The organism is Luteibacter sp. (assembly GCF_036499525.1).
Classification (GTDB): domain Bacteria; phylum Pseudomonadota; class Gammaproteobacteria; order Xanthomonadales; family Rhodanobacteraceae; genus Luteibacter.
The window spans coordinates 1-10,167 of sequence record NZ_DASYDO010000064.1 but is presented as its reverse complement, the minus strand read 5'-3'; the positions used below and the strand labels follow the sequence as shown (position 1 = coordinate 10,167).

Here is a 10,167-nt window from a genome sequence, read left to right as displayed (position 1 = left end):
AGCGCTCGGTTCCGGTGCGGTGTCCGACCGCGCCATTGCGCCGACATCCGGTACGATCACCGTGGGTACGAATACCGTCCCGTACAACACGACGGACCGCAACCTGCTCGGTGCGGTATCGGTGGGCAACGCCACCGACTTTCGTCAGGTCACCAACGTCGCCGACGGCACGGAAGACCAGGATGCGGTCACCCTGCGCCAGTTGAAGGGGGCGATGAGTTCGTTCTCGGTGACGCCGACCAAGTACTTCCACGCCAACTCCGCCGCGGCGGATTCAGCGGCGGTGGGCGCGGAATCGGTGGCTGTCGGCCCGGAGACCACCGTCAATGGCGACAACGGCATCGGCATGGGCAACCACGCCATCGTGCAGCAGACGGCACCGGGCGGCATCGCGGTGGGTCAGGACACCACGGTGAACCTCGCCGATGGCGTGGCGCTGGGTACCGGTGCGACGGCCAACGCCATCCAGGGCATGGCCCTGGGTGCGGGCTCGGAAGCGGACTATGTCGGTAGCGTGGCACTGGGTTCGGGTTCGAAGACGGATGCCGCGGTGGGCACCGCCAATGCGACGCTTGCCGGCACCACCTACAACTTCGCCGGCGTGAACCCGGGTTCCACGGTGAGCGTGGGCGCGGCGGGTGCCGAGCGCACCATCACCAACCTGGCGGCCGGGCGCATCAGCCAGCTCAGCACGGATGCGATCAACGGTTCGCAGCTGTTCGCCACCAATGCCAGCATCGATGCGATCTATAGCGAGCTGACCAACCTCAGCAACACAGTGAACAACCTGCCGCCGGGCGGCGGTGGCACGACTATCAACAACACCTACCAGACGAGCCCCGACAACACTACATCCGCGTCGGCGGGAGGAAACAATTCCACCGCCGCCGGTGCCGGGTCGACAGCGACGGGCGACAACAGCACGGCGATCGGCGCAGGCTCGAATGCCAGCGGCGACAACAGCGTGGCCATCGGCGCCGGTTCGGTTGCGAACACCACGAACACGGTATCGGTGGGCTCCGTGGGCCATGAGCGCACGGTGACCAACGTGGCGGCGGGCGTGAACCCCACGGACGCGGTGAATGTAGGCCAGCTGGACCAGGCCATCGAAAGCGCGAAGAACTGGTCGAAGGATTACGTCGACCAGCGCTTCCAAAGCGTGGACCGCGATCTCAACCGCATCGGCAATCGCGCCAACGCGGGCGTCGCCTCCGCCATGGCGATGGCGTCGCTTCCGCAGGCCTACCAGCCGAACCAGAACTCGGCGGCGGTGGCGGTGGGCAGCTTCCACGGCGAAACCGGTGTCGCCGTCGGTCTTTCGACCATTACCGAGAGCGGGCACTACGTGCTGAAGCTCAACGCCACGACCAATTCACGCGGCGACGCCGGCGCGGGCGTCGGCGCGGCGGTGGTCTGGTGAGGGGTGCATCCATGAACATCATTGAAGGAGTCAGGAACATGCGTGCATCGTTCAAGGGTATGGCCGCGCTGTCGCTGGCGCTGGCACTGGCCGGCTGCGGCAACTACAGCCATGAGGTGGCGAAGGACGGCCGCTCCGCCGGGCAACTGGCCTGGCCGTCGCCGAACAACATGCCGTCCATGCACAAGAACGGCACCTTACCCAACCTGGACAACCTGCGCCAGGTGCATTCGGGCATCGACAAGCACCAGATCGCCGAACTCATCGGCTATCCGCATTTCGACGAAGGCGTGTGGAGCGTGCGCGAGTGGAACTACCTGTTCAACTTCCGCAAGCCGGGCAGCGACGAGGTAGTCCAGTGTCAGTACAAGATCCTCTTCGACGACGACAAGCTGGCGCGGAGTTTCTACTGGATGCCGGAATCGTGTGCGGCGTTCCTTGAAGAAGCGAAGCCGGCAGCCGCGGCGGTAGCAGAAGAAATGCTCCAGAGCATTACCCTCGCCGCCGATGCGCTGTTCGCGTTCGATAAGTCAGAACTCACCTCCGAAGGAAAGCAGGCGGTGACGGACCTTGGAGCAAAGCTGCGCGCACACATGGCGCAGATCCAGAGCATCCGCGTCGCGGGCTATACGGATCGTCTCGGCACTCACGCCTATAACCAGCCGCTATCCGAGCGCAGGGCGCGCTCCGTGATGGATGCCCTGGTGGCCTATGGCGTGCCGCGGACGAAGATCCTCGCCGAAGGATTGGGAGAAAAGGACCCCGTGAAAGAGTGCCCGAACGGCAGCCACGCGGAACTCGTGGCTTGCCTTGCGCCGAACCGGCGCGTCGAAGTGCGGGTCGATCAGTCGCACTGAAGCGTTCTGTCGCGGCGGGAAGCGGCAAAGCTTCCCGCCGTTACGCTACCTTCCGGCTAGAGGGATGGCCTGGTGCGCCGACGATGCGCATTCTGCTTCGCACGGTTCCCGCAGGCAGCCATGCTGCACCAGCGGCGGACATGGCCGCGGGTGTGGTCGGCGAACAACAACGTACACGTCGGGCCTTCGCAGGCCTTGATATGCGTGAAGTCCTCTTCGGCAACGAGTTTCGCCATCGCCTCGCCGATCGGTTGAAGCAACGATTCCGGCGAAGTCCAGCGGCGTGTGCGCACGAACTTCAGATGACCTGAGTCGTCACTGGCAACCACTTGCGCATAACCTTCGTCGCGTGCGAGCAGCAGGTTGAGCGGATCCAGCTCCTTCAGGCTCGACGCGTCCAGTGCGTGACCTTTCTTCTCGCGGACGAATGCACGGAACCACTCGCGCAGGCTGCGTGCCTGATCGGCGAGGCGATCCAGTTCGCCGGGCATCGCGCGCCGGCGCATGTCGGCCAGCACGTCGACGGGAACCATGCGGGTCTGCCCGAGCCAGGCCAGGAGGCCTTCGCCATCGTCGATCCAGTCGACCATAACGTCCACGGGGGTGGCGAGCGAATTAAGGAAGTCGAGGCCGGGGGCGTCGGCGATGAGCATGACGGGCTGGGACTGGGACATCAGGCGCGTCTCCGTAAGGTGAAGAGAAAGTAACCGCTTAAAAACCTCTTGACAAGTTACATGACGGACAATAACCTCTTTATCAACGTCGAGGTGGTTACGTCCTGAGCCGAGGCCACGATGCAACGTCCGCCCCCGGACCGTCAACCCAAGCCTTTGTTTCAGGAGCATAGCCATGCTCACAGCCGACTTGACCTTCATCCTTGCCCATGGCGCCTGGGCCGACGGCTCCAGCTGGTCGAAGGTGATCACTCGTCTCCTTCATCGGGACATCAAGGCGGTTATGGCACCGCTCCCGCTGACAAGCCTGGCCGACGACGTAGCCGCTGTTGAGCGGATCGTGGAGTGGGTGGGTGGCCCGGGGGTCCTGGTCGGCCACGCCTATGCCGGCATCGGAAGACGAGCAGGCTGTGCTGGTAGCCGCGCAGCGACCCAATCCCCAGCTTGCATCACCGTACCCGTCGCCCGTCCGCTCTGGAAGGACGTGCCGAGCTGGTACCTGGTCGCCGAGCACGATCGCATGATCGTGGAAGATACCCAGCGTTTCATGGCCAGGCGCATGAACGCAAAGCTGGTCGCGCATCCCGTCGATCATGTGCCGAGCGTGACGGCACCCGACGCAGTGGTTGACCTGTTCCTGCAAGCCGCGCAAGGCATCGCGGGCTGAGCATGGACGTCCGGACCGGACTCGAAAGGAGCCGCGCCATGACACCTGTACGCAAGGTCAGCCCCGACCGGCTTGCCGCGTTCTCCGACGCGCAGATATCCCCACGCTCGCGGCGCATGGCCAGGCGGCGATTGCTCGGCACGCTGCTGATATTTGCTGCGGCTGCCGTCGTGGCGCTGTTCCTGCCATTGCTCGGACTCGTTCTGATCGTCGGCGCCCTGGCGATGTACCTCCGCCCCGAGATTCCGGATGACCTCCTGGACTCCCCCCATTTGAACTGATCCCTCACCACGTACCGAGGAAACGCATCATGAACGCCATCACTTACCGCACCGTCAACGTCGACGGCTTCAACGTGTTCTATCGCGAAGCCGGTCCGGCGAACGCACCGAAGCTGCTCCTGCTGCACGGTTTCCCGTCGTCGAGCCACATGTTCCGCGACCTGATTCCGCTGCTGGCCGATCGCTTCCACATCATCGCACCCGATCTCCCGGGGTTCGGTCTGTCGGACATGCCGTCCCGTGAGAGCTTCAAATACACCTTCGACCACCTGGCCGACGTGATCGACCGTTTCACCGAAGTCGTGGGCTTCGACAAGTTCGCCGTTTATGTCTTCGATTACGGCGCACCCACCGGCCTCCGTCTCGCCGTCCGCCACCCGGAGCGCATCACCGCGATCATTTCGCAGAACGGCAACGCTTATGAAGAAGGCTTGAGCGAAGGCTGGAACCCGATCCGCGCTTACTGGCAGGACCCGTCGCAGAAGAACCGCGACATGCTTCGGGACATGCTGAAGCCGGAAACCACGCGCTGGCAGTACACCCATGGCGTGTCCGACGAATCGAAGGTGTCACCGGACGGCATCGCTCTCGACAACTATTACCTGGCGCGTCCCGGTGCGGACGAAATCCAGCTGGACCTGTTCGGCGACTACAAGAGCAACGTGGCGATGTACCCGGCTTTCCAGGCGTACTTCCGCCAGTACAAGCCGCGCTTCCTCGCCGTATGGGGCAAGAACGACCCGTTCTTCCTGCCGCCGGGCGCCGAGGCCTTCAAGCGTGACATTCCCGATGCGGAAGTCCGCTTCTTCGACACGGGCCACTTTGCGCTGGAAACCCACGCCGTGGAAATCGCCGAGGCCATCGGTAAATTTCTGTCCCGGATCTAAGGCGCATCCGGCGTGCGCTGGATGGGTACGAGGCGTTATGTAGGAGCCGTCATAGCGGCGAGGTAGCGTCGCGATATCGTCACAAGACTTTCTCGCCGCTATAGCGGGTCCTACAGCGATGTTCTACCCTCGTGAGGCGCACGCCTGTCCAGGACAACTCCCCAACAGCGCTGAGGACCCGATCAATGGAACCGTCGGACGATTGGAAATTCACCCGCCGCGATGTACTGAAGATGGGTGCGGCGTCGGTCACGGCGCTGGCCGCGCCGGGACTTGTCGCTGCGCCTGCCAAGACCGACGCCGCAACGAAGCCGGTTACCGCGAAGGTCGCCTTCGAGGTCAACGGCAAGGCCCAGGCACTCGAACTGGATACGCGCACGACGCTGCTCGATGCCTTGCGCGAGCACCTGCACTTGACCGGCACGAAGAAAGGTTGCGACCACGGACAGTGCGGCGCCTGTACGGTCATCGTCGACGGCCGCCGCATCAACAGCTGCCTCACCCTGGCCGTGATGCACCAGGATGCCAAGGTCACCACCATCGAGGGTCTCGGTACGCCGGACAAGCTGCACCCGATGCAGGCTGCGTTCGTCAAGCACGACGGCTACCAGTGCGGTTACTGCACTCCTGGGCAGATCTGCTCCGCCGTCGCGGTGCTGGACGAGATAAAGGACGACATTCCCAGCCACGTCACCAGCGACCTCACCGCCAAGGCGCAGTTCAGCCGCATGGAGGTCCGCGAGCGCATGAGCGGCAACATCTGCCGCTGCGGTGCGTACTCCAACATCCACGACGCGATCACCGAAGTGTCAGGGGGCAACGCATGAAGCCCTTCACCTACGAGCGCGCCCAGTCGCCGAAAGAAGCCGCCTCCGCCGCGGCGCGCATGCCGAACGCACGGTTCATCGCCGGCGGCACGAATCTGCTCGACCTCATGAAGTTAGAGATCGAGCAACCGGCCCATCTCATCGACGTGAACGGGCTGGACCTGGACAAGACGGAAGCCACCGACGAGGGCGGCCTGCGCATCGGCGCCCTGGTGCGCAACACCGACCTCGCTGCCGATGCGCGCATCCGCCGCGATTACCCGTTGCTGTCGCGCGCCATGCTGGCGGGCGCCTCGGGCCAGCTGCGCAACAAGGCCACCACAGCCGGCAACCTGCTGCAGCGCACGCGCTGCCCGTATTTCTACGATACGAACCAGCCTTGCAACAAGCGCCTTCCTGGCAGCGGTTGCGCGGCGATCGGCGGGTTCAGCCGGCAGCACGCGATCATGGGCGTCAGCAAGTCGTGTATCGCCGTGCATCCCAGCGACATGGCCGTCGCCATGCGTGCCCTCGACGCGACGGTGGAAACGGTAAAACCCGATGGCAGCACGCGGCGCATTCCGATCGCGGACTTCCACACCTTGCCGGGAAGCACGCCGCATATCGAGCATGTGCTGACGAAGGGCGAATTGATCACCGCCGTCACGCTGCCAAAGCCGGTTGGCGGCACCCAGCTTTACCACAAGGTGCGCGACCGCTCGTCGTACGCGTTCGCGCTGGTGTCGGTCGCGCTCATCGCGCAGCCGGATGGTAGTGGTCGCGTGGCGTTGGGCGGCGTCGCGCACAAACCGTGGCGCGTGGAAGCGGCGGATGGCGAACTGCCCAAGGGCGCCAAGGCCGTGACAGACCGTTTGCTTGCCGGCGCAAAGACGACGGAAAGCAACGCCTTCAAGATCGTGCTGGTGGAGCGAACCCTCGCCGGCACGCTGGCCGAAGCGAAGGAGCGGAAGGCATGAAATTCGATACGCCTGCCACCACCAATCCCATCGACCGGCTGAAGGTCGTCGGCAGACCCGTCGACCGGATCGACGGTCCGTTCAAGACCACCGGCACCGCGCACTATGCTTACGAACGCCACGACGTCTCACCGAACCACGTGTATGGCTACATCGTGGGCTCGTCCATTCCCAAGGGCCGGATCGTTTCCATCGACACGTCGCGCGCGAAGCGCGCACCGGGCGTCATCGCCATCGTGACGGCGCAGAACGCCGGCAAGCTCGGGAAGGGCAAGTTCAACACGGCCCATCTTCTGGGCGGTCCCAACATCGAGCACTACCACCAGGCCGTAGCCGTGGTGGTGGCGGAAACCTTCGAGCAGGCGCGTTCCGCGGCGCAGCTCGTGCGTGTGGACTACGCGCGCACGAAAGGCAATTTCGACCTTGCCGCGTCAAAAGCCACGGCCGCCAAGCCCAAGGGCGGCAAACCGGATACGGCGGTAGGTAATTTCGATGCCGCCTTCGCCAACGCGGCGGTAAAACTGGACGCGACCTATACGACGCCCGACCAGTCGCACGCCATGATGGAGCCGCACGCGACCATCGCCGCCTGGGAAGGCGACAAGCTCACGCTGTGGACGTCGAACCAGATGGTCGACTGGAGCCGTGGTGACGTAGCGATCACCCTCGGTATTCCCAAGGAGAACGTGCGCCTTGTTTCGCCTTATATCGGCGGCGGCTTCGGCGGCAAGCTCTTCGTGCGCTCGGATGCGATCATGGCTGCGCTCGGTGCCCGCGCCGCCGGTCGTCCGGTGGCGGTCGCCTTGCAGCGTCCGCTCATGTTCAACAATACGACGCATCGTCCCGCCACGATCCAGCGCATTCGCATCGGTACATCGAAGGACGGAAAGATCGATGCCATCGCGCATGAAAGCTGGTCGGGCGACCTTGCCGGCGGCGATCCGGAGACGGCGGTGTCGCAGACGCGCCTGCTGTACGCCGGTGCGAATCGCATGACCGCGATGCGGCTGGCGGTGCTCGACCTGGCGGAAGGCAACGCCATGCGCGCGCCCGGCGAGGCGCCGGGCATGATGGCGCTGGAAATCGCCGTCGACGAAATCGCCGAGAAGGTCGGCATCGACCCCGTCGAGTTCCGCATTCGCAACGATACCCAGGTGGATCCGGAGGATCCCAAACGCCCCTTCTCGCAGCGTCGCTTCGTGGAGTGCATGCGTACCGGCGCGAAGCAATTCGGTTGGGACAAGCGCTCGCCGCAGCCGGGAACGACTCGCGAAGGCCGTTGGTTGAAGGGCATGGGCGTGGCATCCGCCTTCCGCAACAACCTGGTCATGAAATCCGCCGCGCGTGTTCGCCTCGAACGCAGCGGCAGGCTCGTCGTCGAAACGGACATGACCGATATCGGTACGGGCAGCTACACGATCATCGGCCAGACTGCGGCGGAGATGCTGGGCCTCCCACTGGATCGTGTGGACGTAAGGCTGGGCGATTCGACCTTCCCGGTATCGTCGGGGTCGGGCGGCCAGTGGGGCGGCAACAGTTCCGCGGCAGGCGTGTATGCCGCCTGCGCGAAGCTGCGCGAGGCCGTCGCGCAGAAGCTCGGTATCGACCCGGCCAAGGCGACCTTCGATGGCGGTCAGGTGGTGGCCGACGGAAAGCGTGTGCCGCTCGAGCGTGCAGCGGCCGATGGCGACATCGTGGCCGAGGACGGTATGGAATACGGCGACCTCGCCAAGACCCACCAGCAATCCACCTTCGGCGCGCACTTCGTCGAGGTACGCGTGGATGCGGCTACAGGTGAGATGCGCATCGAGCGCATGCTCGCCGTCTGCGCCGCCGGGCGGATCCTCAATCCGAAGACGGCGCGCAGCCAGGTGATCGGCGCGATGACCATGGGGGTCGGTGCCGCGTTGATGGAAGACCTGGTGGTCGACAAACGCCTGGGCTATTTCGTGAACCACGATCTCGCCGGATACGAGGTGCCGGTGCATGCCGACATCCCGCACCAGGAGGTGGTGTTCCTCGACGAGACCGATCCGATGTCGTCGCCGTTGAAGGCCAAGGGCGTGGGCGAACTGGGCATCTGCGGCGTGGCCGCGGCGGTTGCGAACGCCGTGTATAACGCCACCGGCGTCCGCGTGCGCGACTATCCGATCACCCTGGACAAGTTCATCGACAAGCTGCCACCCGTCTAACCGCTACGTGTAAAACCGTCGGCGCTCCACTGCTCGCCGCCGACGCCGTGGTGCATCGGGCGGGTCCAGACCATGTTTTCTGCCTGCCGTCGTCTCCCCCGAAGGGGGCAATACCGGGTCCTGAGGGACGAATGGTGGGATTCGCGGGGCCGATGAGGGCCAACATCCGCCCAACGATTGCCCCGTTATGCTTGGCGCGTCCCCTCCGAATCCCCACCGGTGAGAGCATGGCCGCCTGGACCGACCGCCGCATTCTCGATCTCCTCTCGATCGAACAGCCCCTGCTGCTCGCCCCGATGGCCGGCGCGGGACTGGCGCCTCTGGCGATCGCGGTCGCAAACGCCGGCGGACTGGGCGCCATTCCCTGTTCCTCCATCAGCGTGGAGAAGGCCACAGCCGAAGTCGCGGCATTCCGGGGCGCGGTGGACGGGCCGATCAACCTCAACTTCTTCGCCCATCGCCCCGAAGCCCCGACCGCGGAAGCCTCGGCCCGCTGGCTGGAACGGCTGGCGCCGTACTTCGAGGAATTCGGTGTCGACGCGAGCAACCTGCCGCCGGCGGGTGGGCGCGAGCCGTTCGACGAGGCCATGTGTGCGATGGTCGAGTCGCTGCGTCCGGAAGTGGTGAGCTTTCACTTCGGGCTACCGGACGATCACCTCCTGTCCCGGGTGAAAGCCACCGGCGCGGTGGTGCTTTCCTCGGCAACCACCGTGGCCGAGGGTCGCTGGCTGGCGGAGCGCGGGTGCGACGCCGTGATCGCCCAGGGCTACGAAGCCGGCGGCCATCGCGGTAACTTCCTCACCGACGACATGTCCACCCAGCCGGGGATCATGGCCCTGGTGCCGCAACTGGTCGACGCCCTGCACGTGCCCGTGATCGCGGCGGGCGCCATTGCCGACGGACGCGGCATGGCCGCGGCGCTATGTCTCGGCGCGTCGGCCGTGCAGGTGGGAAGCGCCTATCTGCTGGCGGACGAGGCCACGAGCGTCATGGTGCATCGTCAAGCCGTCCGTGAAGGCCGCGACGACAATACCGCCATCACCAATGTCCTTACCGGGCGTCCGGCGCGTGGCGTGTTGAATCGCGTGATGCGCGAACTCGGACCGCTATCCGGCGACACCCTGCCGTTTCCGTTGGCTGGCGGGCCGCTGGCGCCGTTGCGCAAGGTCGCGGAGGCGCGCGGCAGTGGCGACTTTCAGCCGTTGTGGGCGGGGCAGGCCGCGGTGATGACGCGCGAAGGGTCCGCCGTTGCGATTACGCGGGACATCGTGGAAGTGGCGGCGCGCTTGTTGCGGGTCTGACCTGTAGGAGCGCGCCCTGCGCGCGACATGTTTTGAGGCCGTGCCTTGGAGCTGGCGCGCAAACCTGCGGACTGGCGCGAAGAGATGTCGCGCGCAGGGCGCGCT

Annotated in this window: 10 protein-coding genes; 9 read left to right on the top strand and 1 reads right to left on the bottom strand. The window is 65.1% G+C overall.

Features of this window, described 5'->3' with window-relative positions:
• Both VGM71_RS12725 and VGM71_RS12720 read left to right on the top strand, forming a co-directional pair.
• Positions 1-1,420: YadA family autotransporter adhesin (locus tag VGM71_RS12725; RefSeq protein ID WP_331545686.1), on the top strand; the 1,420-nt coding region annotated here is incomplete at its 5' end.
• A gap of 38 nt (positions 1,421-1,458) precedes the next feature.
• Entirely contained in the window at positions 1,459-2,277 is an 819-nt protein-coding gene (locus tag VGM71_RS12720; RefSeq protein ID WP_331545684.1) for an OmpA family protein, read from the top strand.
• Between the two features lie 56 nt (positions 2,278-2,333).
• Here the strand turns inward: VGM71_RS12720 and VGM71_RS12715 are convergent, their stop codons facing one another.
• Positions 2,334-2,951 carry a CGNR zinc finger domain-containing protein gene (locus tag VGM71_RS12715; RefSeq protein ID WP_331545682.1) on the bottom strand — a complete coding sequence of 206 codons (618 nt, stop codon included), beginning with the start codon at positions 2,949-2,951 and terminating at the stop codon, positions 2,334-2,336.
• 175 nt (positions 2,952-3,126) lie between these two features.
• Between VGM71_RS12715 and VGM71_RS12710 the strand changes: the two genes are divergently transcribed.
• The 7 genes from VGM71_RS12710 to VGM71_RS12680 all read left to right on the top strand — a co-directional run bounded on the left by VGM71_RS12710 (position 3,127) and on the right by VGM71_RS12680 (position 10,062).
• Positions 3,127-3,618, top strand: a complete 492-nt coding sequence (locus tag VGM71_RS12710; RefSeq protein ID WP_331545680.1) for an alpha/beta fold hydrolase — start codon at positions 3,127-3,129, stop codon at positions 3,616-3,618.
• Positions 3,619-3,656: 38 nt separating this feature from the next.
• Positions 3,657-3,899: a hypothetical protein gene (locus VGM71_RS12705; protein ID WP_331545678.1), complete on the top strand. Its 243-nt coding sequence runs from the start codon at positions 3,657-3,659 to the stop codon at positions 3,897-3,899.
• Positions 3,900-3,928: 29 nt separating this feature from the next.
• Positions 3,929-4,786, top strand: a complete 858-nt coding sequence (locus VGM71_RS12700; protein WP_331545676.1) for an alpha/beta hydrolase — start codon at positions 3,929-3,931, stop codon at positions 4,784-4,786.
• Positions 4,787-4,971: 185 nt separating this feature from the next.
• On the top strand, positions 4,972-5,613 hold the full coding sequence (gene paoA, locus VGM71_RS12695) for an aldehyde dehydrogenase iron-sulfur subunit PaoA (protein ID WP_331545674.1): 642 nt from the start codon (positions 4,972-4,974) through the stop codon (positions 5,611-5,613).
• Positions 5,610-6,569: a xanthine dehydrogenase family protein subunit M gene (locus tag VGM71_RS12690; RefSeq protein ID WP_331545672.1), complete on the top strand. Its 960-nt coding sequence runs from the start codon at positions 5,610-5,612 to the stop codon at positions 6,567-6,569. Before paoA ends, VGM71_RS12690 begins: the two co-directional genes overlap by 4 nt.
• Positions 6,566-8,761 carry an aldehyde oxidoreductase molybdenum-binding subunit PaoC gene (gene paoC / locus VGM71_RS12685; RefSeq protein WP_331545670.1) on the top strand — a complete coding sequence of 732 codons (2,196 nt, stop codon included), beginning with the start codon at positions 6,566-6,568 and terminating at the stop codon, positions 8,759-8,761. The genes VGM71_RS12690 and paoC overlap by 4 nt, the downstream gene beginning before the upstream one ends.
• A 227-nt stretch (positions 8,762-8,988) precedes the next feature.
• Positions 8,989-10,062, top strand: coding sequence for a nitronate monooxygenase family protein (locus VGM71_RS12680; RefSeq protein WP_331545668.1), 1,074 nt, complete (start codon positions 8,989-8,991; stop codon positions 10,060-10,062).
• Positions 10,063-10,167: the final 105 nt, after the last annotated feature.